This window comes from Streptomyces sp. NPDC008238 (assembly GCF_042956445.1).
In the GTDB taxonomy this organism is placed as follows: Bacteria; Actinomycetota; Actinomycetes; order Streptomycetales; family Streptomycetaceae; genus Actinacidiphila.
The window spans coordinates 785,561-810,050 of the sequence record NZ_JBIBGK010000001.1; the positions used below are offsets into that span (position 1 = coordinate 785,561).

31 protein-coding genes are annotated in these 24,490 nt (G+C 73.3%); 15 read left to right on the forward strand and 16 right to left on the reverse strand.

The annotated features are described in order from the left end of the window. Positions 1–87: 87 nt before the first annotated feature. The 3 genes from ACFZAU_RS03615 to ACFZAU_RS03625 all read right to left on the reverse strand — a co-directional run bounded on the left by ACFZAU_RS03615 (position 88) and on the right by ACFZAU_RS03625 (position 2,821). Positions 88–993 carry a metal ABC transporter permease gene (locus ACFZAU_RS03615; RefSeq protein WP_500550893.1) on the reverse strand — a complete coding sequence of 302 codons (906 nt, stop codon included), beginning with the start codon at positions 991–993 and terminating at the stop codon, positions 88–90. Beyond that, positions 990–1,820, reverse strand: a complete 831-nt coding sequence (locus ACFZAU_RS03620; protein WP_500551116.1) for a metal ABC transporter ATP-binding protein — start codon at positions 1,818–1,820, stop codon at positions 990–992. The genes ACFZAU_RS03615 and ACFZAU_RS03620 overlap by 4 nt, the downstream gene beginning before the upstream one ends. Before the next feature lie 71 nt (positions 1,821–1,891). Beyond that, positions 1,892–2,821 carry a metal ABC transporter solute-binding protein, Zn/Mn family gene (locus ACFZAU_RS03625; RefSeq protein WP_500550894.1) on the reverse strand — a complete coding sequence of 310 codons (930 nt, stop codon included), beginning with the start codon at positions 2,819–2,821 and terminating at the stop codon, positions 1,892–1,894. A gap of 240 nt (positions 2,822–3,061) precedes the next feature. Between ACFZAU_RS03625 and rpmF (ACFZAU_RS03630) the strand changes: the two genes are divergently transcribed. Beyond that, complete coding sequence (gene rpmF, locus ACFZAU_RS03630) at positions 3,062–3,232, forward strand: 50S ribosomal protein L32 (RefSeq protein ID WP_500550895.1); 171 nt, start codon at positions 3,062–3,064, stop codon at positions 3,230–3,232. Positions 3,233–3,237: 5 nt separating this feature from the next. Next, positions 3,238–4,413 carry a GTP-binding protein gene (locus tag ACFZAU_RS03635; protein WP_500550896.1) on the forward strand — a complete coding sequence of 392 codons (1,176 nt, stop codon included), beginning with the start codon at positions 3,238–3,240 and terminating at the stop codon, positions 4,411–4,413. A 122-nt stretch (positions 4,414–4,535) separates the two neighbouring features. Here the strand turns inward: ACFZAU_RS03635 and ACFZAU_RS03640 are convergent, their stop codons facing one another. Beyond that, positions 4,536–4,964 (reverse strand): Fur family transcriptional regulator, encoded by a 429-nt coding sequence (locus tag ACFZAU_RS03640; protein ID WP_500550897.1) that lies wholly within the window; start codon positions 4,962–4,964, stop codon positions 4,536–4,538. A gap of 388 nt (positions 4,965–5,352) precedes the next feature. Between ACFZAU_RS03640 and ACFZAU_RS03645 the strand changes: the two genes are divergently transcribed. Continuing rightward, positions 5,353–5,655 carry a hypothetical protein gene (locus ACFZAU_RS03645; RefSeq protein ID WP_500464036.1) on the forward strand — a complete coding sequence of 101 codons (303 nt, stop codon included), beginning with the start codon at positions 5,353–5,355 and terminating at the stop codon, positions 5,653–5,655. A 116-nt stretch (positions 5,656–5,771) separates the two neighbouring features. On the opposite strand, the gene ACFZAU_RS03650 is transcribed toward ACFZAU_RS03645, so the two are convergent. Continuing rightward, positions 5,772–6,914, reverse strand: coding sequence for a GTP-binding protein (locus ACFZAU_RS03650; RefSeq protein ID WP_500550898.1), 1,143 nt, complete (start codon positions 6,912–6,914; stop codon positions 5,772–5,774). Positions 6,915–7,211: 297 nt separating this feature from the next. On the opposite strand from ACFZAU_RS03650, the gene ACFZAU_RS03655 reads away from it, so the two are divergent. Together ACFZAU_RS03655 and ACFZAU_RS03660 are read left to right on the forward strand one after the other, a co-directional pair. Further along, positions 7,212–8,174 (forward strand): ATP-binding protein, encoded by a 963-nt coding sequence (locus ACFZAU_RS03655; protein WP_500551117.1) that lies wholly within the window; start codon positions 7,212–7,214, stop codon positions 8,172–8,174. Positions 8,175–8,236: 62 nt separating this feature from the next. After that, the gene (locus ACFZAU_RS03660; RefSeq protein ID WP_500550899.1) at positions 8,237–8,629 is read left to right on the forward strand and encodes an SCO5389 family protein; all 393 of its coding nucleotides are present in this window, start codon (positions 8,237–8,239) and stop codon (positions 8,627–8,629) included. Positions 8,630–8,741: 112 nt separating this feature from the next. On the opposite strand, the gene ACFZAU_RS03665 is transcribed toward ACFZAU_RS03660, so the two are convergent. Next, positions 8,742–8,984 (reverse strand): hypothetical protein, encoded by a 243-nt coding sequence (locus ACFZAU_RS03665; RefSeq protein WP_500550900.1) that lies wholly within the window; start codon positions 8,982–8,984, stop codon positions 8,742–8,744. A 69-nt stretch (positions 8,985–9,053) separates the two neighbouring features. Then, positions 9,054–9,593: a universal stress protein gene (locus ACFZAU_RS03670; protein WP_500550901.1), complete on the reverse strand. Its 540-nt coding sequence runs from the start codon at positions 9,591–9,593 to the stop codon at positions 9,054–9,056. A gap of 155 nt (positions 9,594–9,748) precedes the next feature. On the opposite strand from ACFZAU_RS03670, the gene ACFZAU_RS03675 reads away from it, so the two are divergent. After that, the gene (locus ACFZAU_RS03675; protein WP_500550902.1) at positions 9,749–10,627 is read left to right on the forward strand and encodes a LysR family transcriptional regulator; all 879 of its coding nucleotides are present in this window, start codon (positions 9,749–9,751) and stop codon (positions 10,625–10,627) included. Positions 10,628–10,657: 30 nt separating this feature from the next. Here the strand turns inward: ACFZAU_RS03675 and ssuE are convergent, their stop codons facing one another. Both ssuE and ACFZAU_RS03685 read right to left on the reverse strand, forming a co-directional pair. After that, positions 10,658–11,215 (reverse strand): NADPH-dependent FMN reductase, encoded by a 558-nt coding sequence (gene ssuE, locus ACFZAU_RS03680; protein WP_500550903.1) that lies wholly within the window; start codon positions 11,213–11,215, stop codon positions 10,658–10,660. 56 nt (positions 11,216–11,271) lie between these two features. Beyond that, positions 11,272–11,406, reverse strand: coding sequence for a hypothetical protein (locus tag ACFZAU_RS03685; protein ID WP_500550904.1), 135 nt, complete (start codon positions 11,404–11,406; stop codon positions 11,272–11,274). Between the two features lie 646 nt (positions 11,407–12,052). On the opposite strand from ACFZAU_RS03685, the gene ACFZAU_RS03690 reads away from it, so the two are divergent. Continuing rightward, on the forward strand, positions 12,053–12,559 hold the full coding sequence (locus ACFZAU_RS03690; RefSeq protein ID WP_500550905.1) for a cupin domain-containing protein: 507 nt from the start codon (positions 12,053–12,055) through the stop codon (positions 12,557–12,559). A 74-nt stretch (positions 12,560–12,633) separates the two neighbouring features. Here ACFZAU_RS03690 and rpmF (ACFZAU_RS03695) read toward each other — a convergent pair whose 3' ends face one another. From rpmF (ACFZAU_RS03695) to rpmG, 4 genes are all read right to left on the reverse strand, one after another. Continuing rightward, positions 12,634–12,804 carry a 50S ribosomal protein L32 gene (gene rpmF, locus ACFZAU_RS03695; RefSeq protein WP_500550906.1) on the reverse strand — a complete coding sequence of 57 codons (171 nt, stop codon included), beginning with the start codon at positions 12,802–12,804 and terminating at the stop codon, positions 12,634–12,636. Between the two features lie 53 nt (positions 12,805–12,857). Further along, complete coding sequence (gene rpsR, locus ACFZAU_RS03700) at positions 12,858–13,112, reverse strand: 30S ribosomal protein S18 (protein WP_500550907.1); 255 nt, start codon at positions 13,110–13,112, stop codon at positions 12,858–12,860. 35 nt (positions 13,113–13,147) lie between these two features. Continuing rightward, positions 13,148–14,323, reverse strand: coding sequence for a CobW family GTP-binding protein (locus ACFZAU_RS03705; protein WP_500550908.1), 1,176 nt, complete (start codon positions 14,321–14,323; stop codon positions 13,148–13,150). An 89-nt stretch (positions 14,324–14,412) separates the two neighbouring features. Continuing rightward, positions 14,413–14,577 carry a 50S ribosomal protein L33 gene (gene rpmG / locus ACFZAU_RS03710; protein WP_499600989.1) on the reverse strand — a complete coding sequence of 55 codons (165 nt, stop codon included), beginning with the start codon at positions 14,575–14,577 and terminating at the stop codon, positions 14,413–14,415. A gap of 84 nt (positions 14,578–14,661) precedes the next feature. Here rpmG and rpmB point away from each other — a divergent pair, with 84 nt between their 5' ends. The 3 genes from rpmB (at position 14,662) to ACFZAU_RS03725 (ending at position 15,534) form a co-directional block, all read left to right on the forward strand. After that, positions 14,662–14,898 (forward strand): 50S ribosomal protein L28, encoded by a 237-nt coding sequence (gene rpmB, locus ACFZAU_RS03715; protein ID WP_500550909.1) that lies wholly within the window; start codon positions 14,662–14,664, stop codon positions 14,896–14,898. Next, on the forward strand, positions 14,898–15,203 hold the full coding sequence (gene rpsN / locus ACFZAU_RS03720) for a 30S ribosomal protein S14 (protein ID WP_500550910.1): 306 nt from the start codon (positions 14,898–14,900) through the stop codon (positions 15,201–15,203). Before rpmB ends, rpsN begins: the two co-directional genes overlap by 1 nt. A 64-nt stretch (positions 15,204–15,267) precedes the next feature. After that, positions 15,268–15,534 carry a type B 50S ribosomal protein L31 gene (locus ACFZAU_RS03725; protein WP_500550911.1) on the forward strand — a complete coding sequence of 89 codons (267 nt, stop codon included), beginning with the start codon at positions 15,268–15,270 and terminating at the stop codon, positions 15,532–15,534. Positions 15,535–15,709: 175 nt separating this feature from the next. On the opposite strand, the gene ACFZAU_RS03730 is transcribed toward ACFZAU_RS03725, so the two are convergent. Together ACFZAU_RS03730 and ACFZAU_RS03735 are read right to left on the reverse strand one after the other, a co-directional pair. Beyond that, entirely contained in the window at positions 15,710–15,895 is a 186-nt protein-coding gene (locus ACFZAU_RS03730; RefSeq protein ID WP_500550912.1) for a cupin domain-containing protein, read from the reverse strand. 42 nt (positions 15,896–15,937) lie between these two features. Then, complete coding sequence (locus ACFZAU_RS03735; RefSeq protein ID WP_500550913.1) at positions 15,938–16,618, reverse strand: NADPH-dependent F420 reductase; 681 nt, start codon at positions 16,616–16,618, stop codon at positions 15,938–15,940. Positions 16,619–17,127: 509 nt separating this feature from the next. Between ACFZAU_RS03735 and ACFZAU_RS03740 the strand changes: the two genes are divergently transcribed. The 5 genes from ACFZAU_RS03740 to ACFZAU_RS03760 all read left to right on the forward strand — a co-directional run bounded on the left by ACFZAU_RS03740 (position 17,128) and on the right by ACFZAU_RS03760 (position 23,840). Next, positions 17,128–18,555, forward strand: a complete 1,428-nt coding sequence (locus ACFZAU_RS03740) for a hypothetical protein (RefSeq protein ID WP_500550914.1) — start codon at positions 17,128–17,130, stop codon at positions 18,553–18,555. A gap of 217 nt (positions 18,556–18,772) precedes the next feature. Beyond that, on the forward strand, positions 18,773–20,032 hold the full coding sequence (locus ACFZAU_RS03745) for an AAA family ATPase (RefSeq protein WP_500551118.1): 1,260 nt from the start codon (positions 18,773–18,775) through the stop codon (positions 20,030–20,032). After that, the gene (locus ACFZAU_RS03750) at positions 20,029–21,288 is read left to right on the forward strand and encodes a vWA domain-containing protein (protein ID WP_500550915.1); all 1,260 of its coding nucleotides are present in this window, start codon (positions 20,029–20,031) and stop codon (positions 21,286–21,288) included. The genes ACFZAU_RS03745 and ACFZAU_RS03750 overlap by 4 nt, the downstream gene beginning before the upstream one ends. A gap of 120 nt (positions 21,289–21,408) precedes the next feature. Next, positions 21,409–22,821 (forward strand): APC family permease, encoded by a 1,413-nt coding sequence (locus ACFZAU_RS03755; protein ID WP_500550916.1) that lies wholly within the window; start codon positions 21,409–21,411, stop codon positions 22,819–22,821. Then, positions 22,818–23,840, forward strand: coding sequence for an acetamidase/formamidase family protein (locus ACFZAU_RS03760; protein WP_500463998.1), 1,023 nt, complete (start codon positions 22,818–22,820; stop codon positions 23,838–23,840). Before ACFZAU_RS03755 ends, ACFZAU_RS03760 begins: the two co-directional genes overlap by 4 nt. Before the next feature lie 120 nt (positions 23,841–23,960). Here the strand turns inward: ACFZAU_RS03760 and ACFZAU_RS03765 are convergent, their stop codons facing one another. Continuing rightward, entirely contained in the window at positions 23,961–24,434 is a 474-nt protein-coding gene (locus tag ACFZAU_RS03765; RefSeq protein ID WP_499601001.1) for a carboxymuconolactone decarboxylase family protein, read from the reverse strand. Positions 24,435–24,490: the final 56 nt, after the last annotated feature.

Consider the following 24,490-nt stretch of genomic DNA (forward strand, 5'->3'; position numbering starts at 1 on the left):
TAGCTTCCCCCTGCCCGCCTGACTTCCCTGCCGGCGCACATCGAAGTGGCGCCCGCGGACGGTTCGTCCGCGGGCGCCGCGCTCGTTCTACGTCCGACCAGGGAGCACCGCTGCGCCGGCGACTCCCGTCACGTCGGCGGTCGTCCGTACGCGTCGGGTGCGACGTGGCCCGATCAGCCGGCACATGACGTACACGAGGAAGGAGATCGTCGTCACGTAGGGGCTGATGGGGATGCTGCTGCCGAGGGCGAGGAGGATGCCGCCCTCTATGGCGACGACGGCGAACAGCACGCTGAGCAGGGGCAGGAGCACCGGAGAGGCTGTCACCCGACTCGCCGCCGCGGCGGGGGTGACGACCAGGCTGAGGACCAGGAGTGCTCCGACGACCTGTACCGACAGGGCGATCGCGATGCCCAGGATGAGCATGAAGGCCACGGACAGCCCCCTGACCGGCAGGCCGCGTGCCCGGGCGACCTGCGCGTCGGCGCTGGCGAAGGTCAGCGGACGCCAGATGGCGGCGAGGGCGATCAGCACGAGCACGGAAACGGTGAGCATCCATCCGGTCCGCGGGTCGTCGACGGCCACGATCTGACCGGTCAGGAGGCCGAACTTGTTGGCCGAACGTCCCTTGTAGAGGGCGAGGAACAGGACGCCGAGGCCGAGCCCGAACGGCATCAGGATGCCGATGACCGAATTCCGGTCCCTGGCGCGGGTGCCCAGAACGCCGATCACGGAGGCGGCGATGAGAGATCCGGCGATGGAGCCCGCCACCACGTTCACCCCGAGCAGCAGGGCCGCCGAGGCGCCCGCGAAGGACAGTTCGCTGATCCCGTGCACGGCGAAGGGCAGGTCGCGGAGCACCACGAATACTCCGGTGAGCCCGCCGACCAGGCCCAGGACGCCGCCCACGATGAGGGAGTTGCGCACCAGGCCGAGCAGGGCGCCGTAGTCCTGGAAGTCGAACAGCTGCTGCCACGTTCCGGTCGCTGTCATGGGCGTGCTCCGTCGGTCTCGTGTGCGTCCTCGGCGTCCGCTCCCGGGTGTTCCGGGTGGTGCACGGCCTGCTGGTCGTGGGCTCCGACGACGACGATCCTGCCCCGTACGCGCAGGACGTCGACCCGGGAGCCGTACAGCGCCGACAGGGATCGCGACGTCAGCACCTCCTCCGGCGTACCGGTGCGGTGTCCCTGCGGGGCGAGGTAGAGGATCCGGTCGACGAGGTCGAGGACGGGGTTGACCTCGTGGGTCACGAACACCACGGCGGTCCCGTGGTCCCGGCGCCTGCGGTCGATGAGTTCGGTCACCGCGCGCTGGTGGTGGAGGTCCAGGGAGAGCGTGGGCTCGTCGCACAGCAGCACGCGCGGGTCGGTGGCCAGTGCCTGGCCGATGCGGACGCGCTGCCGTTCGCCGCCCGAGAGGGTGCCGAGCGGCGCGTTCGCGTACGCCGACGCTCCGACGGACTCCAGTACGGCGTCGATGCGCCGCCGTGTGGCGGCGTCGCGCCGGCGGAGTCCGAACCGGTGTCCGTCCAGGCCGTAGCCGACGAGATCGCGGGCGCGCACCATCTCGTGTGCGGGGGCGGTGCCCTGCTGCGGCACGTAGCCGATGTGGCGCGCGGCGCGGCGGGGATCGTCGCCGAGCACGCGCAGGGTGCCGTGGGAGAGCGGCCGGAGGCCCAGGAGGGCCTGGACCAAGCTGGTCTTGCCGGAGCCGTTCGGTCCCAGCACCGCCCAGAACTGCCCGGGCGCCACGTCGAGGTCGAGTCCCTCCCAGAGGGTGCGGTCCCCGCGCCGGAGACCGCCCTTCCTGATCCGGATCAGCGGCGCCGGCGCGGCGTTGGCGCCGGTGTCTCCCGTGCGGGGTCCGGGTACCTGCCCTGAGGGTCGCCGGGTCACTTGTTCAGGGCGTCGGCGAGTGCGTCGACGTTGTCGTTCATCCACGTCAGGTAGTCCTTGCCGGCGGGCAGGGTCTCGGTGACGGGGACGACGGGTACGCCGGCCGCCTCGGCGGCCGACTTGACCTTCTCCGTCTGGGCGCCGGAGGTCTGCGCGTTGTAGACGAGGGCCTCGACCTTGTTGCCGGAGAAGAGGTCCAGCGTGGTCTTGAGGACCTTGGCGGACACGTCGTCGCCCTCCTCGATGGCCTCGCTGAACTCCTCGGGTGTCCGGTTGACCAGTCCTGACGCCTCGAGCAGGTACACGGGCACCGGCTCGGTGATCGCCACTCCGTCGCCTTCGTGCGCGGACTTGAGGGCGGCCTCCTTGTCCTCCAGCGCGGTGAGGCTCTTCTTGAAGGCGGCCGCGTTCTCGGTGAAGGTGCCGGCGTTGGCGGGGTCCGCCTTGCCCAGGGCGTCGGCGATGCGGTCGGCGACCTTGCTCACCGAGGGGAAGTCGTACCAGACGTGCTCGTTGAGTTCCTCGCCCGCCGGAGCGGTGCGGCCCGAGACCTCGACGGCGTTGACGACGTCCGCGGAGGCGTTGCCGCTCCCCAGCATCCGGTCGATGAAGTCGTCGTAGCCGCCGCCGTTCTCCACCACGACCTTCGCCTTGGACAGGGCGAGTTGGTTGCGGGTGCCGGCCTCGTAGGAGTGCGGGTCCTGGTCGGGGTCGCTGATGATCGACGTGACGTCGACCCGGTCGCCGCCTATGCGCTCGACGATGTCGCCGTAGACGTTGGTGGAGGCGACGACGGTCACCTTGGGCGCGGAACCGCTGCTCTTGTCGCTCGCGGTGTCGTCGGAGGAACCCCCGCAGCCGGTCAGCAGGCTGAGCGACGCGGCACCGGCCAGCAGCACGGCAAGGCGGGAAGTGGACTGGGACATGAAGGAAGCCTCCAAGGCCTGCGAAGGGGAGTCGTTGGAGCGGGCTCACGGCCACGCCCATCGGCAGCTTAGATGAAAATGAATACCACTATCGACTCGGCCGGGGCAAAACCTCTCGGGGGCTGCCGAGTCGCGGCCGGGGCCGCCGTCCCGCGCCCGGAGCGGCGGAGAGGGGGCTTTTTTGGAATGGAAACCATTGTCATATAGCGTGATGCCGACCCCATCGAGGAGTGATCTGCCGTGGCCGTACCGAAGCGCAAGATGTCCCGCACCAACACCCGTCATCGCCGGGCCCGGTGGAAGGCCGCCCCCGCCGAGTTGGTCCCCGTCGCCGTGGCCGGTTCGGTGCACCGGGTCCCTCGCAGGCTCGCCAAGGCCTACGAGCGCGGCCTGCTCCGCCCGGAAGGCTGACGGGCGTGGCACACGATCGACTGCCCGTGACCGTGCTGTCGGGCTTCCTCGGCGCGGGTAAGACCACGCTGCTCAACCATGTGCTGCGCAACCGCGACGGCCTTCGCGTCGCGGTGATCGTCAACGACATGAGCGAGATCAACATCGATGCCGCACTGGTGCGCGGCGGCCAGGCGGCCCTGTCCCGCACGGAGGAACGCCTGGTCGAGATGACCAACGGCTGCATCTGCTGCACCCTGCGGGAGGACCTGCTGGAAGAAGTGGCCCGGCTGGCCGGGGAGGATCGCTTCGATTACCTGCTCATCGAGTCCAGCGGCATCTCCGAGCCGATGCCGGTGGCCGCGACCTTCGCCTTCCCCCGCGACGACGGGACGACGCTCGGCGAGCTGGCCCGGCTGGACACCATGGTCACCGTCGTCGACGCCGCGAACTTCCTGACCGAGCTCACGGGTGGGGACGGTCTCGCCGAGCGGGGACTCGACCAGTACGAGGACGACGAACGTACGGTCAGCGACCTGCTCATGGACCAGATCGAGTTCGCGGACGTCATCGTGCTCAACAAACTGGACCTCGTGGACGAGGAGGCCGCCGACCGGCTTCGGGCCACGCTCACGCGCCTCAACCCGGTCGCGCGCATCGTGCCGGCCCGGCACGGTCGGGTCGATGCGCATGAGGTGCTCGGCACCGGGCGGTTCGACCTGGAACGGGCTCAGCAGGCGCCCGGGTGGGTCATGGAGCTCAACGGGGACCATGTGCCGGAGACCGAGGAGTACGGCATCTCCAGCACCGTCTTCCGCTCCGACCGCCCCTTTCATCCCGGTCGCCTGTGGGACTTCGTCAGCGAAGGCCTCGACAGCGGCGCGTTCGGGCAGGTCCTGCGTTCCAAGGGCTTCTTCCGCCTGGTCAGCAGACCGCAGGTGACGGGACTGTGGTCGCAGGCCGGTTCCGTGGCGCGGTTCGAGCCGTCCGGCGCTCCGGAGGGTGACTCCCCCCACGCCCAGGAACTGGTGTTCATCGGAGTGGGCCTGCGACCGGAAGCCCTGCACGCGGCGCTGTCGGCCTGTCTCGTGGCCGGCGAGGACGACGTCGTGGCGACCGACCCGTTCCCCGAGTGGTTCGTCCACGAGGTGGGCGACGCCTGTGAACACGAGCACGAAGCCCGGTTGACGCAGCACCCCTGAAAGGCGGCCGGCAAGGGCCGGAACGCCCCGGGCGCTCGCGGATCCGGACGGCCACGTGGGCGCCGGCCGCGGGCCCCCGTCGCCGGACCCGCGGGCGTGGCCGTACCGGATGGAGCGGACGTTCATGCCCGTGCGCGGCACTGCGGGCACAGGCCGGTGAGTTCGACGGTGTGCTCGACTTCGGCGAAGCCCGAGAACGTGGCGACGGTCTTGGCCCACGCCTCCACCGCTGCGGCTTCGACCGCCATGCTGAGTCCGCAGCGACGGCACAGGATGTAGTGCCGGTGTTCGGCAGAGGGTCGGTAGCGAAAGAGCCGCTCGCCGTTGGTGTCCCGGACGATGTCGGCGCGACCGCTCTCGGCGAGGACCCTGAGGGTCCGGTAGACGGTGCTCAGCCCCACCGGGCTGCCCAGGTGGACCAGGCGGGTGTACAGGGCCTGAGCGCTGACGAAGCCGTTGCTGTCGATCAGTGCGTCCAGGACCCATTTCCGTTGAGGGGTGCGCCGGCCGCCCGGCACGGCCACCTCCCCGTCGTGAGGGGTGGTCGTCACGCCGGCCTCCAGGTCGGGGCGTCAGCGCGTCGGCGGTACGTGACGGGGTGGGCGTGCTCGTCGCCGGGTGTCACAGCGGAATGGAGTCGTCGAGGAACGGCCGAGGGTGGATGCGTGGAGTCGCGGCAGTGATCACGATGAAGGTCTCTCTGGACGGTCGCGGGGCTGGTGGCGGCGGAGTGCCGGGTTCCTCCAGAGTAGATGATAACGAATTTCAAAACCATCTACTTCTGCGACGCGTGCGGCAGTTGTGGGCGCCCGGCGGTGCGGGTGCCGACGGGCAGTGGGTACATATCCGGCGCTACGCTGCTTATCGGTCGACGATGCTTCAGCGGTGACACGTGACCGGCGTCCCGTGAGCGTGCGAGGCGCCACGAAAGGAGTCCCGATGCAGAGCACGGACCAGCACCGTCCGCATGATCAGCACCAGCACACCCATGGCGAAGGCTGCGGCCATGTCGCCGTACCGCACGGTGACCACACCGACTACGCCCACGACGGACACCTCCATCGCGGCCACGGCGACCACATCGACGAATGCGACGCGACGGCGCACGTGGCCCACGAGGGGCACAGCCACCAGCACGCTGAGGGATGCGGTCATGTCGCCGTGCCGCACGGCAACCACATCGACTACGTCCACGACGGGCACCGTCACGCGGCCCACGAGGGCCACTGGGACGACCACTGACCCGGCTTCCCCGGCCGGCGTGCGCAGCCGCCCGACGCGTGGCCGGCGTTACCGGGCCCACGGCACGACTGCGCCGGCCTCGCGGGACCGCTGCCGACCCGACGCCGGGGCTCGGCTCACGGGCCGGGTTCGAAGAACAGCGGGTCGGGGACGGATGCCCATTTCCGTGGGCCCAGGGCGAGTTCGGAGTCGTCCAGCAGGGCCGCGTCCAGAGCGCCGCGAATGCGGTGGTGGTCGAGCGGGGCGCCCGTGAAGGCGATCTCGTTGCGGCGTTCGCCGAAGTGCTCGTGCCAGAACCAGGAGGCCATCGTCCTGCGCTGCGCGGAGGCGGCCTGCCATGACGAGGTGTCGTCCTCGCGCAGCCAGTGACCGGATTCGAGCAGTTCGAGGTGGGGACCGGCGGATCGCCAGAGGACCACGGTGTCGGGACGACTGCAGAGCCACAGGTGGCCGCGGCTGCGCAGCACTCCGAACATGACGGCCCCGAGCGCGTCGGCCAGCCGACGGGGGTGCAAGGGCCTGCGGGCCCGCCACACGAAGGAACCGATGTCGTGGCCGGTGGCCTCGTGGACGCGAAGCACGCGTACCGGCTCCAGGCGATGCCGCCAGGCGTCGAGGAGTGCGGTGTCGCCGGCGGGCCCGTCGGCGACACCGCCGCTGTCCGCATCGTGCAGCGCTGCCGCGGGGTTCATGTGGCGTACGAGGATTTCGGCCCTGTCGGCGCCCGGGCGAGCGTCGGAGGTGCCGAGGACGAACAGGCGGTCGGCGGCCTCCACTTGGCGGGCGGCGATCTCCGCGGCCGTCGTCGGCGCCGCCCCGTTGCGGCCGTCCCAGAGCGGTCGTGCCTGGTGGACGCACTTCAGGTCGGTGAGGAACGGTTCGGGGTCCAGTCCCAGGACGGTGGGGGCCGGTTCGTAGTGGTCCTCCAGGGTGCTGTGGCCCACCCGGGGATGCCAGAGCTCCACCGCGAAGGACAGGGTGTCCAGTTCGTCGGGGAGGGCGAGGATGACGCTGGGGTTCCCCATCGCCCCGCTCAGGGCCATCAGGTCCTGGTGGACGATGACGGCGGGGTCTCCGGTGGCGCCACGGGGTGTGGACGGGACGGCGCCGGGATGGGCGCCGACCGTGAAGCGCTGCACCAGGGGGTAGCGGCCGTCCCGGTGGTGGACGGAGACCGCCAGGAGCACGGCGTCCGGGTGCGCCCGCGACAGCCGGTCCACCACGGCGCCCCTGGAGGCGGGGGTATTGCCGATGGCCACCGTCAGACGACCTTTGGGCACGGGTTTCCCCTCGGTTCGGATCGGCGCTGCCCCGGACCGCCCGGCAGAGGCTCCACGTCAATCTAATGAACATGGTTTCCATTTTTATAGCATGCCGCGGCCACCCCTGAATCCCTCTCGGCGCGACGCTCGCCGCGGCCCGACGTGTGCCCCGGACCCCTCTCGGCTTCGAACTGCGTTGCGAATGAAGCCGGTTGGCCCACCGGATTTGACACTGCTCCCCGTGGCTGAGGAATCTTGGAACATGACATCCATTTTCAAAAGGTGGTGGTGACGGTGCGTGCCGCGTTCGTCGGCAAGGGCGGCAGCGGGAAGACGACCCTGTCGGCCCTCTTCGCCCGGTACCTTGCCCGGTCGGGCGCGCCGGTCGTCGCCATCGACGGGGACATCAACCAGCACCTGGCGCACGCGCTCGGGCTGCCGGATGGTGGCTTTTTCAGTGCTCCGCCCCTCGGTGCCCGGGTAGGCGAGCTCAAGGACCACCTGCGGGGAACCAACCCGCGGATCCCGTCCCGCGAGGCCATGATCAAGACGACGCCGCCCGGGCGGGGCTCGCGGCTGTTGCGGCTCCTCGGCGACGATCCGGTGCACGTCCGGCATGTGCAGTCCGTCAACGGGGTCCCGCTGATGGTGACCGGCGCCTTCGACGAGAGCGACCTGGGAGTGGCGTGTTACCACTCCAAGCTCGGCGCGGTGGAGCTCTACCTCAACCACCTCGTGGACGGCCCCGGCGAGTACGTCCTCGTCGACATGACCGCGGGCGCCGATGCCTTCGCCTCGGGACTGTTCACACGTTTCGACATGACGTTCCTGGTCGCCGAGCCCACCCGCAAGGGCGTGTCGGTGTACCGGCAGTACCGCGACCACGCCGCCGAGTTCGGCGTTCCCCTGGCCGTGGTCGGCAACAAGGTGCAGGACGAGGACGACCTGCTCTTCCTCAAGGAGCACGTGGGCGACGACCTGCTGGCCTACGGCGCGCACTCCTCCTGGGTCCGGGCCCGGGAGCAGGGCCGCGGTCAGGGAGAACTCGAGCCGCACAATCTCCATGCCCTGCGCAAGCTCCGGGCCGCCCTGGACGCCCGCACCAAGGACTGGGCGGCGTTCCAGGCGCACGCTGTCGAGTTCCACCTCCGCAACGCCGCCGCATGGGCGGACCAGGCCACCGGCGGCAAACTCGCCGACCAGATCGACCCCGAGTTCCGGCACGGCCCCGCCGCGCTGACGACGCCTGCGGCCTGAAGACCGCCGGGCGACCTCTCGCAACAGAAGATCCGACCCGTCACCCGAAAGGAACCCCCACCATGTCCTTGGATGTTTCGCCCCGGCTGCTTGCCGACGCCGAAAGCGGCGACGTCGACCCGCAGGACTTCGTCGACACCGTCCGCACCTCGCTGCCCTACGCCTACGACCTGATCGCCGCACTCGTGGACCAGTTGCGGGCCGGCGGCGCGGCCTTCGCCGACAATCGGACCCCTCCGCCGTCGGAGAAGGAACGTGGCCAGTTGCTGCGGGCCCTGGCGAGCGACGCGATCCGCGGAAGCCTGGAGCGGCACTTCGGGGTGACGCTGGCCTTCCAGAACTGCCACCGGGTCGCCGTCTTCCGGCCCGAGGACCAGGGCGGCGAGATCCACGCCCGCTTCACCTCGGTGCGGTCCCAGGTGCTCAACCAATCGCCGGAGTTCCGCGACTGCTGACCCCGGCCGGGGACGTGCGTGGGGGCCCGCAGTACTGCGGGCCCCCACGCACGTGCCGGCGCGGCGGCGGGACCCGCCGATCGGGGGGCCGATGCCGGAGGGGGCCACGCCCTCAGCACCCTGCGGACGGGCAGCGGACGGCCGGGGCGGCCGAGGCGTACCGGGCGGCGCGGGGCGGGGGAGTCTCCTGGGCGTACGGGACGGCCGGGCCGGACCGCTGCCGGGGGAGCTGGCAGCCCCGGCACAGGGCCAGGCCGCCGAGGGCGGCGACGAGCGTTCCCCAGCCGCGGCAGGTCCGGCACTCGCGTGCCCTGCGGGGATCGGAGTGCGGAGCGGGGCCGGTCCCTCGGGTCATACGGGGGTTCCCTCCTCGGGTGCGGGGTGCGGGGTGCGGGGTGCGGGGTTCGGAGCGTGGAGTCCGGGCTCAGCGCCGGGCCTGACGGGCCCTCAGGCGGGCGTCGCGCCTGCGGCCGCGGCGCAGCAGGCGCGCCTCGCGCGGCAGCAGCCGCGGCCCGGCGACGATCAGGACGTCGCACACCGCGTGCGCGAGGACGGCCCGCTGCACGGGCCTGCGGTGCAGACCCGACGGCGTCCGCGAGGGCCGCGCCGTGCCGACGAGCAGCAGGTCGCGGGCGCCCGACGCGACGGCGCACAACACCGCCCCCGGGCGGCCCATGACCACCCACCGCTCGATCCGCACCCCCTGCGCCGTGCCGCCCAGCGCCTCCTCCAAGGCCCTTTCCAGACGCCACGCCGCCGCCTCGGCCCAGAGGTCCGCCCACGAGGACTCGGGCCGCAGGCGGTAGAGGACCTCGCCCTCCGGCGGCTCCCACGCCATGACGGCGAGGAGGGGGCAGCCCGTGGCGCGGGCCTCGCGGAGGCCGCGGCGCAGTGCCGCGAGGCTGGCCAGGGACCCGCTCGCGCCGACGACGACCCGGCCGCCGCGTCCCGCCCGGCCGGTCACGCGCCGGCCCCCGCGGCGGCGGCCGGGGAGGAGCCCGGAGTCGCGTTCGGCATGGTGACGTCGCCTCTCTCTGTCGTGCGGGAGCCCTGCCAGCGTGGCCGCGCGTCATAGGATGAGGCAAATCGATGGCATTCATCCCGTGATGCGAGGTCCCGATGAACGTGACCCTGCGGCAACTGAGCGTGTTCGTCGCGATCGCGGACCACGGGGGGTTCGGTACGGCCGCCGCCGCGCTCGGCATGAGCCAGTCCTCGGTGTCCCACTCGCTCGCGTCGCTGGAGCGCGCCGTGCAGGGTGAACTGGTGCGGCGCGCCGCCCCCGTCGGGCCCACGCCCCTGGGCGAGGTCCTGCTGCCGCACGCCCGGGCCACGCTCGCCGCGGCACGGGCGTTCGCCGCGGCGGCGGCCGCCCGGCACCACGCCGGAGCAGCGGGCACGATCACCCTGGCCGTGCCGCCGACCGCCGCGCACGGCCTGCTGCCCCGGCTGCTGAACCTGTGGCGCGAGCGCGCCCCGCACGTCGAGGTCAGGATCTTCGAGGGCTTCGCCGAGGAGATCACGCAGTGGCTGGAGGGCGGCACGGTCGACGCGGCGGTCCTCATCGACCCCGACCCGGTGCCCCGCGGGGCGGCCCCGGTCGGGACCGACGTGCTGGAAGCCGTCATGCGCGGAGACCACCCGCTGGCCGGTGAGGACTCCATCGAACTGGCCGACCTGCTGGACGACCCGCTGCTCGCCACCACCTCCGGCGCCGAGGACCAGCTGCGGGAACTCCACGCGCTGGCCGGGGTCCCGTACCGCCCCACCCAGCACATCCGCGAACTCGGCACCCTGCTCTGCATGGTCGAGGCCGGCCTAGGCGTCGCGGTCGTCCCCTCCCTGGCCGGGAGCATGCTGCCCGGGGGCCTCACCCTCGTCCCCGTACTGCCGCGGGTGGAGAGGCGGTTGTTCCTCACCGGCCCGGCCACGCGTCCCTGGCACCCGCATGTGACCGCGATCCGCGACCTGTGCGAGGAGGCCGGCCCCGCGAGGTGACCCCGCGCGCGGCGTACGGCGGGCGGGGGCTCACCCCGTGGGCGCGAGCACGGTCGTACGGCCGCCCAACGCTGCGGAGAAGCGGTCGGTGACCTGCGTCAGGGCCTCGGCGGTGGCGGGCGCGACGGTGAGTGTGCCGTCGTCGGCGACGGTGAGGTCCTTGTCGAGCGTGAACCACCCCGGCACGACGTGGGTGGCGCCCATCGCACTCAGCACCGGGCGCAGCGCGTAGTCGATGGCCAGGACGTGGGCCGTGGTGCCACCGGTGGCCAGCGGCAGCACGGTCTTGTCGGCGAGGGCGAACTGGGGCAGCAGGTCGAGCAGCGACTTCAGCAGGCCCGCGTAGGCGGCCTTGTAGACGGGCGTGCCGATCACCACCCCGTCGGCCCGCTGGAACAGGGCCGCGGCCCCGGTGATGGCCGGGTGGTGGACGTCGGCCCCGAGCAGGGCGTCGGCGGGCAGCGTACGCACGTCGAGGGGGACCACCTCGTGGCCCTGGAGCCGCAGCCGGTCGTCCAGGTGGCGCAGCAGCCGTGCGGTGCGGGAGGTGGCGGAGGGGCTTCCGGAGACGGACAGGATGACGGCCATGGGGACCTTCCGGGTTCGGGCGGGCGGAACGGGGGCGCGCGGGGACCTCGGCCCGGTCACGGGGCGCTGGATTCAGCCGCGACGACGGGCACCGGCCCGTCGCGCGGCGTATCGAGGAAGGTGACGACCTCGGCTGCCATCGGGCGGTGCCGCAGGTCGTGGTGGGTGCCACGGACGACCGGAAGCCGCATGCCACGCTGGGACTTGACGGCGCGAGAGTTCTTTCCCCGGCGGGGAAGAGCGCAGGGGCGAGTCCGGCTTCATACGCGGGGGCTCACCGCGACGCGGGCGGCAGGCGTACGGCTCGACGGCGCGGTCAGGAGCCCGTGGGCCCTGTGCGGCGGGCGGTCAGCGACAGAGGGCGCTGGAGGTGCGCCGCAGGTCCACGTAGCGGCACACCACGGCGGGGTGCGTCATGAGCATGCTGTTCATCCTGGCGAGGGCCGGGAGCGGCTGTCAATGGACACCCATGGGTGTCTCATGGACCGGAACGTGGTCCTGGCGGGACGTCAGGATCCGGCCGGTGCGGGATGCGAGGGCCACGTGCAGCCCCGCCGCCGGCCGCGCGGCCGTGTGCACCACGGACGCCGGGGAGCGGGGCGGGAGCCGCCCGCACGGCGGCGACGGCCCCGCAGGTCAGGGAGCGGGCAGGCCCCCGGCGGAGCCCGCGTGGCGTACTCCGCCCCGCGGGGACGCGGAGGGCCCCTCGTGCCCGAACCCGCCCGCGTGGCCCGGGAGTTGCGGCACCGTTACCCCGCCTCGCGGTGGCGTCGTCGCAGGTGAGGGGCGATGGGCACTTCTTGACATCCCTTTCGGGGCCGCTCTAGCGTCCCGGCCATGAGCGAGCCCCAGTCGACTCCAGGTGAAGGCTTCCACCCCCACCTCCACGACGCGCCCGGGCATGCGGCGGCGTCCCTGGGCACGCGGCTGCACCACGTCCGTGCGGACGCCCTGGACGGGGAGACGGCCCAGACCGGTGGGATGCGCAGGTTCGCCGCCGTCAGCGGACGGACCGTGGGCTCCGAGAAGCTGTGGATGGGACAGACCCACGTCGCCCCGGCGACCGCGTCCTCCGACCACCACCACGGCGCGTCCGAGACCGCGATCTACGTCGTGAGCGGGCACCCCGAGTTCGTGTTCCTGGACGGCTCGGGCGACGGGCCCGAGGAGGTGCGCCTGCGCACCTCGCCCGGTGACTACGTCTTCGTCCCGCCGTACGTCCCGCACCGCGAGGAGAACCCGGACCGCGCGGAGGAGGCCGTGGTCGTCATCGCCCGCAGCACGCAGGAGGCCATCGTGGTCAACCTCCCCGGCCTGTACGCCCTTCCGGCCGGGGACGCCTGAGCGGCCGATCGGCTGCCCCGGCCGCCGACGCCGTCCCCGCCGCGCGTACGTGCGGGCCGGCCGGGCGGGGCCCGTCAGTCCTGTCCGGGCAGGAGGCCGCGACGGAGGGCGCGGACGAGGTGGACCGGCACCAACTGCTCCCGCCCGTCGACGGTGACCTTGACCAGATGGGGGGCCTCCGCCTTCCACCGGGCCCGGCGGTGGCGGGTGTTGCTGCGGGACGTCTTGCGCTTGGGCACGGCCATGGGTTGTCCTCTGCGGGTTCTGTGGTTCTGTGGTTCTGCCGGTGCGGGAACGGTCAGCGGGAGGCGTACGGCAGCAGGGCCATCTCGCGGGCGTTCTTCACGGCCCGGGCGAGGGCCCGCTGCTGGCGGGCGGTGACGCGGGTGACCCGCCGGCTGCGGATCTTGCCCCGGTCGGAGATGAACCTCCGCAGCAGGTCGGTGTCCTTGTAGTCGACGTACTCGATCCCCGCGGCGATGAGCGGGTTCGGCCGGGCCCTGCGGGTCTCCTTGGCCCTGCCCCTGGCCGTGCCGGTGCGGTTGGTCGTCATGGTGCTGTCTCCGGTGGGTCGTCGCGGTGTGCGGTTCAGGCCGCGTGGTCGAGGAAGCCGTCGAAGGCGTGGGGGAGGCGGCGCCAGCCGTCGGGTCCCGCCGCGTACTCGGCGTCCGTGAGCAGGCAGCCGTCGAGAGTGGCCACGAGCCCTTCGCGGTCGAGGTCGGGCGAGGTGAAGGTGAGGTGCTGGCCGCGGTCGCCGTGCTCGGGGTGCCAGTCCAGGGCGGCGGCCACCCGCCGTTCGGGCGGCACCATTTCCCACGCCGCGTCCGGGAGGGCGGCGAGCCACGGCCCGACGTCCTCGATGCACAGCGCGCCCCCGGCGGCCTCCCATGAGAGCAGGGTGTCGGGGTGGTCGGCCAGCCAGAAGCGGCCGCGGCTGCGGGCGGCGGCGCAGCTGAGGTCCTCAAGCGCCGCGTGCAGCCGCTCGGGGTGGAAGGGCCGCGCCGAGCGCCACACCAGGGTGGCGACGCCGTGGGCGTCCGCCTCCTGGGGCAGTAGGGCGCAGGCCGGGTGCTGCCGTGCGGCGGCCGCGGTCACGTCGAAGCCGGCCTGAGCGGCCGCGGCCAGCCGGCCCGTGCCGATGGTGACCTGACGGGCCGTCGGGTGCAGCTGGGTGAGCAGTTCGACGTCGCCCGGTCCGGTGTCCTCGCCCGGTGCCAGCGCGAGGACGCCGGCGTACTCCAGCTGCCGGGCCAGGGTGTCGGCGACGGTGCGGTGGTCGCCGGGAGCGACGGAGAGGGCGTGCTCCGAGAGGTCGTCGCCGCAGCTGAGGTGGTCGAGCAGGAGTGCGGGGTCGACGCAGGTGACGACTCCGGCGGCCGTCAGCAGGCTGCCGGAGACGCTGCCGTCGGGCAGCGGGGTGCCCACGAGGACCTCGGCCATCGCCTGCGGTTCCACGGAGTCCCACAGTTCGACGACGGCGAGCCGGCAGGACGGGTCCGCGGCCAGCCGCAGCAGTTCGGGCAGGAGGTCCGCGCGGAGTGCGCAGCAGGCGCAGTCGTTCACGAGCGTGGTGTCGGTGCGGGAGACGACGCCGCCCCGGTCGCTGAGGACGCGCCGGACGGGTCCGCCGACGGCGGGCCGCAGGTCGTGGTGGAGGGCGAGGGCCCCGGCGGTGGAGTGCAGGAGTTCGCGCACCGCGGCGCGGCGTGCCTCGGCGTGCAGACCGCCGACGAGGACGACGGGCAGCTTGGGGCTGCTGTCCACGGGAGGTGCCTTTCGGGTCGGGGATCGAGCGGGTGAGCGGGTGAGCGGGTGAGTGGGAGGGCGGGAGGGCGGGCCGGTGAGGGGCCCGGTCAGCGTTCCTCGCGGAACTCGACGTGGCGCCGGACCACGGGGTCGTACTTGCGCAGGACCAGGCGGTCGGGGTCGTTCCGGCGGTTCTTGCGGGTCACGTAGGTGTGACCGGTGCCGGCGGTGGAGCGGAGCTTGATGACGGGGCGTAGTTCGGTGCGAGCCATGGCAGGTACTATACAGAACTGGTTTTCATTTCCAATAAGCTCGGGGTCCTCGACCGGCACCCCCGGAGAACAGAAGGGACCGTCATGCCCGCATACTGCCAACTCACCGGCCGCAAGCCCGGCTTCGGCAACTCCGTCTCGCACTCCCACCGGCGCACCAAGCGCCGCTTCGACCCGAACGTCCAGCACAAGCGGTACTGGCTGCCCAGTGAGGGCCGTACCGTCCGCCTCACGCTGAGCGCCAAGGGCATCAGGACGGTGGACCGCATCGGCGTCGAGAAGGCCGTCGCCGTCATCCGCGCCCGCGGAGGGAAGGTCTGATGGCCAGGGCGGGGAAGATCGCGAAGAACGAGCGGCGCAAGGTCGTCGTGGCCCGGTTCGCCGCGCGCCGCGCCGAACTGAAGGACGTCCTGCGCCGTCCCGACGCCACGCCGCAGGCGAAGGCCGACGCGCGGCGGGAACTGGACCGGCAGCCCCGCGACGCGAGCGCCACCCGGGTGCGCAACCGGGACTCCCTCGACGGGCGGGCCCGCGGTCACCTGCGAAGGTTCGGCCTCTCGCGGATCAACCTGCGCGCCCAGGCCCACGCGGGCCACCTGCCCGGAGTGCGCAAGGCCTCCTGGTGACGCCGCCCCCCGGCCCACCCCACCCCCGGCCCCCGCGGGCCGTACGACACAGCACGGAGGAACCATGAGACCAGGCATCCACCCGGACTACCGTCCCGTCGTCTTCCGCGACCGCGCGGCGGACTTCGCCTTCCTCACCCGCTCCACGATGACCAGCGAGAAGACCGTCGTCTGGGAGGACGGCAACACCTACCCGGTGGTCGACGTGGAGATCTCCTCCGCGAGCCACCCGTTCTACACCGGCACCGCCCGCGTGGTGGACACCGCCGGCCGCGTCGAGAGGTTCCGGCGCCGCTACGGGTACCGCGACGCCGCCCCCGGCGGGAACTGACGCAGCCCGTACCGCACGGCGGCGCCCCGGCACCGGCATCCCGGTGCCGGGCCGCCGCCGTGCACACGAACGCGAGACGTACGCCGGACGTACACCGGAGGGGCGCGGAACGGGCGCGGGACGCGTGCGCAAGAACGCAGGACGGACACGCATGGTCCGTCGCGGGTCCCCGCGACTACCGTCGCACCGGCTCCGGGACCCCGTCCACGGCGATGCGGCAGCTCCCCTCCAGCACGGCGCCGAACTTGACGTGCCGGTAGCCGGAGAAGCCGATGGCCCACGGCTCCTGGGCCTCGAGGCGCCCGAACCGCGCGCTGCGCAGGTCGAGCAGGCCCAGGACGTCGGTCAGCGGATCGGTCACGGGTCCTCCGGCACCGTCGGCGGGTGCCGCGGGGTGTGTCCTTCAGCGGGTGGCGGCGGCGAGCGCGGCCCGGACCGCGTCGGCGGGCACGGGGGTCGCGGCGGCCCGCGAGAAGTCGGCCTCGCCGCCCCCGTACGGCAGACCGTAGACGGGGGTGCCGGGCTGGGAACGCCAGCTGTCGGCGAGGGTGCCGTAGCCGACCGCATCGTATCCGAGCACGTCGAGGAGTTCCGTGGCGTGCGCGACGGCGACCGGGTCGTCGCCGGCGATCGGCAGGGCGGTCCGGTCCGGTGAGCCCTTGGGGCGGGCGAGCTCCGCGAGGTGGCGAAAGAAGATGTTGTTGAACGCCTTCACCACGTGGGCGTCGGGCAGGTGGAGCTGGAGCAGTCCGCTGTCCGTGGTGGACCCGTCGTCGATCGCGGCGATCCGGCCGTCGCGCTGGGGGTAGTAGTTGCCGGTGTCGACGACCGTCTTCCCGGCCAGCGGGGCCGCGGGGACCCGGTCGTACGCCTTGAGCGGGATCGTCACCACGACCCAGTCGCCCGCGGCGGCCGCCTCGGCGGGGGTCGCCGCGCGTGCCCGGGGGCCCAGTTCGGCCACCAGGCCGTCGAGGGTCTCCGGTCCACGGGAGTTGCTGAGCACCACGTCCAGGCCCGCGGCCACGGCGAGCCGTGCCAGGGTGCCGCCGATTGATCCGCTGCCGATCAGTCCGAGAGTCGCCATGTAGATCGCAACCCCGTCTCCGGCGGTTATGTTTCCCGCGGGCCGCAAAGAGCGGGCAAAGCGGGGGCGGGGCCGGTGCGGGCGGCCGTCGGGGAGCGTCGGGGAGCGGGGTGCGGCCCCCGGGTCCGTAGCGGCGGCGGTCCCGTCGCGCGGCCGGTCGTCGTGCGACCGTGGTCGCCGCCCGCTACGACCTGCCGTCCCGCCGGCGGGGGAGCCGCAGGGTGCTGTCCCTCGCGGAGCGGTCCTCGTCGACGCGGTGCAGGGTGCGTCGGCCGCGTCGAGGGACACCGCGGACGCCGGGTCGCGACCCTCCACGCCGCGGCCTGCACCGCGTCGCCTCGAGTCGGCTGCCCCGGCGGGTGGCTCGGCCCGCCCCACCCCGGCGGTCCTGACGGAGGGCGGCCTTCGGAGGGGGTCTGACAGATCGTGACCGGGAACGCTATGCTCCCCGCGATGACGAACAACTTCCCTCTCCGATTGGGGGTCCCGTCCGCGCAAGGTGAGTGCTGATGCCCACTCACATCGCGAACGAGGATTCCCGGCTTTCCCTCTGGCTGCACGTGCGCGAGTTCGCCGTGCCGCCCTCCATGGTCGAGAACGCGACCGCCCGCCGCCGGACCGGTGACTGGGCGGGGGCCTGTGCTGCCTCCGGCGTCGACGTCGACCTCAACCTCCGTTCCCTCGCCCGCACCCACGGCCGGGAACTCGCGGCCCGGGTCCGGGCCGACCTCCGCCACCTCGCTCCCGACCTGCTGCGCTGGCACATGCCGCGGGTCGCCCCCGACGGCCTGCTGCGTCCCGGCCTGACCATCACCCTGGCCCGGTACGGGGTCCCGGGGGCGGAGGGCGGCGAACAGGTGCACCTCGTGGTGAGGACCCCGCCCGCCTGGGCGGACGGCGGGCAGCGGTTCAGCCTCGCGCTGTGGGACCCGGCCCGCCCCGATGCGGGCGCCCTCCACCACCCGCACCACCGGCCCCACCGGCGGTTCCGTCTCGACCTGCACCGTCACCTGTGGGACGCGCGCAGAACCGGTGAACTGCCGCTGCGCGCCGGGACCGGACGCCGCCGCGCCGGCCCGACCGGCCTCCCGGACCCGGAGCCACCCGGGCCGCTGCCGCCGCACCAGCGCTGCGCGGTCGACCGGTGGGAGGACGAGGCGCGCAGGGTGCTGCGTGCCGAGGGCCGGACCACCGGCGCCGTCTGCGTGCGCCTCGGATCCCGCCACCGGCTGCTCGTGGACGTCAGCCGTGACGGTCACGGCACGGGTGCGCCCACCGCGCGGATCACGGAGGCGACCGGGGACGCCGGGGGCAGCCGGCTGCTGCCGGTGCTGCCGGACGCGGCGACCTGGGTGCCGCCGGACGTCGAACTCCTCGACGCCGGCCTCCTGGGCGCCGACGGACTGCACCCGCTGGTCGCCGCCGCGCTCGTGCCGGGCCACCGGCCGTCGTGTCCGCAGGGTCCTTCCGGCCCTTCGGGTCCTTCCGCGCGGGTCGTGGAGTGCCGGGGCGAAGCCCACCGGATCGGCCTCGTCGATGGTGTCCTGGCCGCGCTGGACCACGACCCGGACGAGATCCGCCGCGAGGAACTGCTGGTCGCGCTGACCGGCACCCCGCTGCCCTGCCTGCAGGCGATCGACCGGGCGCACCGGCGTCCGGAATCCCTCGCCGACGTACGGGCACGCCTGGACCACGGCGACATGGCCGGCGCGCTGACCGTCGTCGAGGGCCTGCTCGGCCCCGGTGCCGTGCTCCGCGACGGTCCGCTGCGCGACGAGCTGGAGGCGGCCGCCCAACGGCGTATCGCCTACGGCCTGTTCAGGGCGGGCCTCGCAGGGCCCGCCCCCGGGCGGGTGCCGCCGCGCGGCCGCTTGCCGGAGCCCGCGCCCCGATCCCGCCCGGGCCGGCCGAACCCCCGGCACCGCACCTCCCGCTGACCCCGGGCGTGGGGGGCGGGCCCCCCCCCCCCCCCCCCCCCCCGGGGGCCGGGGCCCCCCCCCCCCCCCGGGGGGACCCCACCCCCAGCCCCAGGCCCCGGCCCCCCCCCCCGCCCCCCCCCCCCCCGCGCCCCGGGGGGGGGGGGGGCGCCCCCCCCCCCGCCCCCGCATCCCTTTCTCCGGCTCCACGAACCCCCCGAGGTGATCACCCATGCCCATGCCCATGCCCATGCACGCCCCGTCCGCCCCGCCCTCCGCCCCGTCCGCCCAGCCCCGGCTCGACGTCGCGGACGCCCTGCTGGCCCTGCTGCGCGACACCACCACAGAACCGCGCCCCGACACCCAGCTGGAGGCCCTCACCCTGGCCGTCGCCGCCGACCTGCCGGTGCTGCTGTGGGGCGAGCCGGGGATCGGCAAGACCGCGGCCCTCACCCAGCTCGCCGACGCCCTGGACCTTCCGCTCACCACGGTGATCGCCAGCGTCCACGAGCCGTCCGACTTCTCCGGGCTCCCCGTCGTCGGTGACGACCCGGCTGTGCAGGGCGTCCCGATGGCCCCGCCGGACTGGGCGGTCCGCCTGGTGCGGGCCGGCCGGGGCCTGCTCTTCCTCGACGAGCTGTCCACCGCGCCGCCCGCCGTGCAGGCGGCCCTGCTCCGGCTCGTGCTCGAGCGGCGGGTCGGCGCGCTGCGGCTGCCGCCCGGGGTCCGGATCGTGGCCGCCGCCAACCCCCGCTCCTCGGCGGCGGACGGCTGGGAGCTGAGCGCGCCGCTGGCCAACCGGTTCGTGCACCTCCAGTGGACCCACGACCATGACGTGGTGGTCCGGGGCCTGGGCGGGACCTGGCCCCGGGCCACGCTGCCGCGGCTGGACCCCGGCGGGCTGCCCGAGGCCGTGGACTTCGCCCGGCGCGCGGTGTGCGGGCTGCTCGCCGCCCGCCCCGGTCTCGTGCACCGGCTCCCCACCGGTGAGACCCGCCGCGGCGGCGCGTGGCCGTCCCCGCGCAGCTGGGACATGACGCTGTCGCTGATCGCCTTCGCGACCGCGGCCGGGGTCTCCAGGGAGGTGCTCTCCCTGCTCGTCCGGGGCACCGTGGGGGACGGCCCCGGGCTGGAACTGCTGGCGAGCATGGACCGGATGGACCTGCCCGACCCGGAGGACGTGCTCGCCGACCCGGCCGGTGCCGTCCTGCCCGAGCGCGGGGACCTGCGCCAGGCGGTACTGGACGGTGTGGTGGACGCCGTCCGCAAGCGGCCGGAGAAGTCCCGCTGGGACGCCGCCTGGGCGCTGCTGGCCCAGGCCCTGGAGACCGGGGCCCCGGACCTCGTGGTCGTCCCCGCGACCACGCTCGCCTCGCTGCGCCGCGAGGACTGGGACGTCCCCGCGGCCGTCGAGCGGCTCGCCGGAGTGGTGTCGCTGTCCCGGCGCGCCGACCGGGCGGCCGACCGGGCCGGGCTCGTCGCGAAGGCCGGCCGGTGAGCGTGACGGCGCCGGCGGCGCTGGACGTCGAGAAGCTCCTCGCGGCCCGGCTGTACGCCGCCCGCGTCCGCCCCTACCTCGCGACGGCGCTGTTCGCGCTGCACGTCGTGGAGTCCCGGCGGGTGCCGACGATGGCCGTCGACCCGTACTGGCGGTGCTACGTCTCACCGGCGTTCGTGGACCGCACACCGGTCGAGGACCTGGCCGGGGTGTGGGTGCACGAGGTGTCCCACCTGCTGCGCGACCACCACGGGCGCGGCGACCGGGTGGCACGGGAGCAGGGGCTGGAGGGCCCGGGCGAGCGGCTGCGGATGAACATCGCCGCGGACTGCGAGGTCAACGACGACGCCTTCGGGGAGGGTCTGGAGACGCCGCGGGGAGCGGTCCTCCCACGCTCGCTGGGGCTCCCCGAGGCGAAGCTCATGGAGGAGTACCTCCCGCTGTTCGGCATCGGCCCGCTCACGCAGGACTTCGTCTGGCTGGACTGCGGCAGCGGCGCGGACGGCCTGGAACGCGCGTGGGACCTCGGCCCGGAGGGCGCCCACGGTCTGAGCGAACAGGAACGCGACGCCGTCCGCTTCCGCGTGGCGCAGGGCATCAACGGCCGCCCCGGCGACGCCCCGAAGAGCTGGCGGCGGTGGGCGGAGGAGGCCTTCCACCCGCCGCAGCAGTGGCGGGAACTGCTGGGAGCGGCGGTGCGTGCGGCGGCCTCCGGTTCCGGCGGGGGCCAGGACTACAGCTACGGCCGGCCCTCGCGCCGGTCGGCCGGCGTGCCCGGCGTCGTCCTGCCGGGCCTGCGGCGCCGGCCGCCCCGGGTCTGCGTGGTCATCGACACGTCCGGCTCGGTCAGTGACGCCGAACTGGGCACCGCGCTGCTCGAAGTGGCCGCCATCGCCCGCGCCGTGGGCGGCCGCCGCGACATGGTCACCGTCGTGCCGTGCGACGCCGCGGCACGCATCGCCCACACGCTGTGCAGCGCCGAGGACATCCCGCTGCTCGGCGGCGGCGGCACGGACCTGCGCAGTGGCTTCGCGCGGGCCCTGCGCACCCGGCCCGGCCCGGACGTCGTCGTGGTGCTGACGGACGGTCAGACGCCCTGGCCCGCGTCGCGTCCGGCCTGCCGCACCGTCGTGGGCCTGTTCCCCCGCGAGGGCGCACGCCGCTTCCGGCGCGAGGACGACCCCGAGTACGTTCCGGACACGCCGCCCGAGTGGGCACGCACGGTCGTCCTCGGGGCTTCCGGCACCGCCGGGTGACGGCGCCGGGGAGGCTCCGACGTCCCGTCAGAATCTGCGTGCACAAGCGTTCCCCTGGGTCGGCCGCGGACCCTAAGATCACCCCGCCAGTCAGGGGACCGCGGCCGCCGGGGAGGCGACGTGAGCGACAGCGCACCTCAAGGGCAACATCTCGAGAAGTACGGCTACACGCAGCAGTTGGCGCGGTCACTGGGCTTCCGGGACCTGGTGGTCTACGGCCTGGTGTTCATGGTGCCGATCGCGCCGTTCGGCATCTTCGGCGGCGTCTTCCAGGGCTCGGGCGGCATGGTCGCCCTCGCCTACGCCATCGGCATGCTGGCGATGACGTTCACCGCGCACTCCTACGCCCAGATGTCCCGGGCCTTCCCGATGGCCGGGTCGGTGTACTCCTACGCCGGCCGGGGCATCGGCGCGCCGGTCGGCTTCCTGTCCGGCTGGATGATCCTGCTCGACTACGTCCTCGTGCCGGCGCTGCTCTACCTGATCGCCGCCGTCGCGATGAACTCGCTCGTCGCCTCGGTGCCGGTCTGGCTCTGGCTGATCGGCTTCGTGGTGCTCAACACCGCCGTGAACTACCTCGGCATCGAGATGACCGCCAGGATCAACAGGATCATGCTCGCGGCCGAACTGGTCGTTCTGGTGATCTTCCTGGCCGTGGGCGTCACCGCGCTCGTCCAGGGCAAGGGCAACGGCTCCGGCTTCCACGCCTTCTACGACTCCGGCACCTTCTCCTGGTCGCTGGTCTTCGGAGCGGTGTCGATCGCCGTCCTCAGCTTCCTCGGCTTCGACGGCATCTCCACGCTCGCCGAGGAGAACCGCGACTCGGCCCGGGCCATCGGCCGCGCGATGGTCGCCGCCCTGCTGCTCGCCGGAGCCCTGTTCATCGTGCAGACCTGGGTCGCGGCGATGCTCGTGCCCGACCCGCAGGCGCTGATCGACGCGGGGGACCCGGACGGCACCGCCTTCTACGACGCCGCGCGCGCCGCCGGCGGAGCCTGGCTCGGCACCCTCAGCGCCCTGGCCACCGCCATCGCCTGGGGCTTCGCCAACTCGCTGGTCGCCCAGGCCGCCACCTCCCGGCTGCTGTTCGCGATGGCCCGCGACCGGCAGCTCCCCGGCTTCCTCGCCAAGGTCGACCCCCGCCGCCGGGTGCCCGTCAACGCGACCTTCCTCGTGGCGGTGGTCTCGCTCGTCCTCGGCCTCTACATGAACTCCCGCTCGGACGGCATCACGTTGCTCAGCTCGCTGGTCAACTTCGGTGCGATGACGGCCTTCCTCGTCCTGCACGTCTCGGTCGTCGTCCACTACGTCGTCCGCCAGGGCAGCCGCGACTGGTGGCGCCACCTGATCGCACCGCTGATCGGCTTCGCGATCCTCACCTACGTGGTGATCAACGCCAAGGTCACCGCCCAGCGGCTCGGCTTCGCCTGGCTGGCCATCGGCGCCCTCCTGCTGCTGGGCCTGCTGGTCGCCGGCCGGCGCACCGAGATACCCGACGAGCCCACCACCGCCGAGGAGGCAGGACAGCCGTGAACGATCTCGACGTCGTACGGCTCCACCCCACCCCCGAGCAGTACGCCTACGCCTTCGGAGGCTCCCGCGAGCCCCTGCTGCGGGTACGCCCGGGCACGGTCGTGGAGCTCTTCACCGAGGACTGCTTCGGGGGCCTGGTCCGCGGTCCGGAGGACCTCCCGAGCAAGGTGTGCGAGTTCCCCTACCTCAACCCCGTCACCGGGCCGATCCACGTCGAGGGGGCGGAGCCGGGCGACACCCTGGCCGTCCACTTCGTCGACATCGCGCCCGCCCGGGACTGGGCGGTCTCCACCACGTTCCCGCACTTCGGCGCGCTGACCACCACGCACTCCACGGCGATGCTCCACGATCCGCTGCAGGAGGTCGTGTGGCGGTACGGGATCGACCGCGAGCGCAACAGCTGCCGGTTCCAGGCCCGCTTCTCCGACCACACGGTCGAGCTGCCGCTGGACCCGATGCACGGCACCGTAGGGGTCGCCCCCGCCGCCGGCGAGGTCGTCATGAGCATCACGCCGGGCGCGCACGGCGGGAACATGGACACCCCGGAACTGCGCGCCGGAAGCACCCTCTACCTCGGCGTCAACGTCCCCGGGGCGCAACTGGCGATCGGTGACGGGCACTGCCGGCAGGGCGAGGGCGAGGTGTGCGGCACGGCGGTCGAGTCCGCGATGCACACCGTGGTCGTCATCGACCTGCTCAAGGGCGGTGCCCCCGCCTGGCCGCGCCTGGAGGACGACCGCTTCCTGATGTCGACCGGGTCGGTACGGCCGCTCGAGGACGCCTACCGGATCAGCCAGCACGACATGGTCGGCTGGACGTCCGCCCTCACCGGCCTGCACCGGCTCGACGCCTACCAGCTGGTCAGCCAGGCCGGGCTGGCGCCCATCGGCAACGTGGTCGACACCAACTACACCGTGGTCGCCAAGCTGCCCAAGACCGTGCTGGGCGGCGCGACGGCCTACGACGGCCTGCACCGGTCGTTGCGCGAGAAGGGCCTCGATTACCTCCGCACGCGTTGAACCGCCGCCGGCGCCGCCTCGGGGACGGCCGGAGCACGCCGTCCGCACCCGCCCCGGGGTCGGGGTCGGGACGGGTGCGGACGGCCCGGCCTGGGCGGCGCCGGCGGCGGGAACCGCAGGTCAGCCGAACATGCCGAGCTGGTAGCCGCCCGCGGGCTGCTGGTTGGTCACGTTGATCCGGTTGTACGCGTTGATCAGGGCGATCAGCGAGATCAGCGCGACGAGCTGGTCCTCGTCGAAGTGCTTGGCGGCGTTCGCCCACACCTCGTCCGTGACACCGCCGGCGGCGTCGGCGATCCGGGTGGCCTCCTCCGTCAGCTGCAGGGCGGCGCGCTCGGCGTCGTCGAAGACGGTGGCCTCGCGCCAGGTCGCGATCAGGTTCAGGCGCACCGAGGTCTCGCCGGCCGCGGCGGCCTCCTTGGTGTGCATGTCGGTGCAGAAGCCGCAGCCGTTGATCTGGCTGGCGCGGATCTTCACCAGCTCCTGGGTCGTCGCCGGCAGCGTGGACTCCGCCACGACCTTGCTCGCCGAGTTCAGGTGCCTCATGACCTTGCCGGCGAGGGCGTGGCCGAAGTAGTTCACGCGGGCTTCCATGGTGGGCTCCTCTGTGGTGTGGAGTGCGGTTCGCAGAGATGACCGGGCCGCGCCGC

Coding starts and splice junctions, on each gene's coding strand:
- ACFZAU_RS03615 (WP_500550893.1), bottom strand. CDS start 993: ATGACAGCGACCGGAACGTGGCAGCAGCTGTTCGACTTCCAGGACTAC.
- ACFZAU_RS03625 (WP_500550894.1), bottom strand. CDS start 2,821: ATGTCCCAGTCCACTTCCCGCCTTGCCGTGCTGCTGGCCGGTGCCGCG.
- ACFZAU_RS03645 (WP_500464036.1), top strand. CDS start 5,353: ATGCAGAGCACGGACCAGCACCGTCCGCATGATCAGCACCAGCACACC.
- ACFZAU_RS03660 (WP_500550899.1), top strand. CDS start 8,237: ATGTCCTTGGATGTTTCGCCCCGGCTGCTTGCCGACGCCGAAAGCGGC.
- ACFZAU_RS03665 (WP_500550900.1), bottom strand. CDS start 8,984: ATGACCCGAGGGACCGGCCCCGCTCCGCACTCCGATCCCCGCAGGGCA.
- ACFZAU_RS03675 (WP_500550902.1), top strand. CDS start 9,749: ATGAACGTGACCCTGCGGCAACTGAGCGTGTTCGTCGCGATCGCGGAC.
- ssuE (WP_500550903.1), bottom strand. CDS start 11,215: ATGGCCGTCATCCTGTCCGTCTCCGGAAGCCCCTCCGCCACCTCCCGC.
- ACFZAU_RS03685 (WP_500550904.1), bottom strand. CDS start 11,406: ATGCGGCTTCCGGTCGTCCGTGGCACCCACCACGACCTGCGGCACCGC.
- ACFZAU_RS03690 (WP_500550905.1), top strand. CDS start 12,053: ATGAGCGAGCCCCAGTCGACTCCAGGTGAAGGCTTCCACCCCCACCTC.
- rpmF (WP_500550906.1), bottom strand. CDS start 12,804: ATGGCCGTGCCCAAGCGCAAGACGTCCCGCAGCAACACCCGCCACCGC.
- rpsR (WP_500550907.1), bottom strand. CDS start 13,112: ATGACGACCAACCGCACCGGCACGGCCAGGGGCAGGGCCAAGGAGACC.
- rpmG (WP_499600989.1), bottom strand. CDS start 14,577: ATGGCTCGCACCGAACTACGCCCCGTCATCAAGCTCCGCTCCACCGCC.
- rpmB (WP_500550909.1), top strand. CDS start 14,662: ATGCCCGCATACTGCCAACTCACCGGCCGCAAGCCCGGCTTCGGCAAC.
- rpsN (WP_500550910.1), top strand. CDS start 14,898: ATGGCCAGGGCGGGGAAGATCGCGAAGAACGAGCGGCGCAAGGTCGTC.
- ACFZAU_RS03725 (WP_500550911.1), top strand. CDS start 15,268: ATGAGACCAGGCATCCACCCGGACTACCGTCCCGTCGTCTTCCGCGAC.
- ACFZAU_RS03735 (WP_500550913.1), bottom strand. CDS start 16,618: ATGGCGACTCTCGGACTGATCGGCAGCGGATCAATCGGCGGCACCCTG.
- ACFZAU_RS03740 (WP_500550914.1), top strand. CDS start 17,128: ATGCCCACTCACATCGCGAACGAGGATTCCCGGCTTTCCCTCTGGCTG.
- ACFZAU_RS03745 (WP_500551118.1), top strand. CDS start 18,773: ATGCCCATGCCCATGCACGCCCCGTCCGCCCCGCCCTCCGCCCCGTCC.
- ACFZAU_RS03765 (WP_499601001.1), bottom strand. CDS start 24,434: ATGGAAGCCCGCGTGAACTACTTCGGCCACGCCCTCGCCGGCAAGGTC.